The sequence below is a fragment of the Arthrobacter sp. SIMBA_036 genome, from assembly GCF_046535135.1.
GTDB lineage: Bacteria > Actinomycetota > Actinomycetes > Actinomycetales > Micrococcaceae > Arthrobacter.
This window is the reverse complement of the sequence record NZ_JAWRXG010000495.1, coordinates 1-231: the sequence shown is the minus strand read 5'-3', so window position 1 is coordinate 231 and position 231 is coordinate 1. Positions and strand designations below refer to the sequence as shown.

Annotated in this window: 1 pseudogene; it reads left to right on the top strand. The window is 63.6% G+C overall.

The window, feature by feature from the left end:
* Positions 1 to 17: 17 nt before the first annotated feature.
* Positions 18 to 231 (top strand): annotated as a pseudogene (locus tag SB659_RS20645) (hypothetical protein); the annotation flags it as partial.

The window sequence follows — 231 nt, the reverse complement described above, 5'->3', positions numbered from 1 at the left end:
GCACCAAGCTTCTGGTCGTGACCGACAACAAGCCGGAAAAGGACGCCGCCTTGGCGCGCGAACTCGGCAGGGAGCTGTTTTCCAAGCGCTGCACCTTCATGGTTCCGCAGATCGACGAGAAGGAAGCGGTGTCCCGCGCGCTGGCCTCAACCGCCTGGCCCGTCGTCATCGCCGATGTCTGGGATAATCCGGGCGGCGGTACGGCTGGAGATGCGACGGTCATTCTCGAAG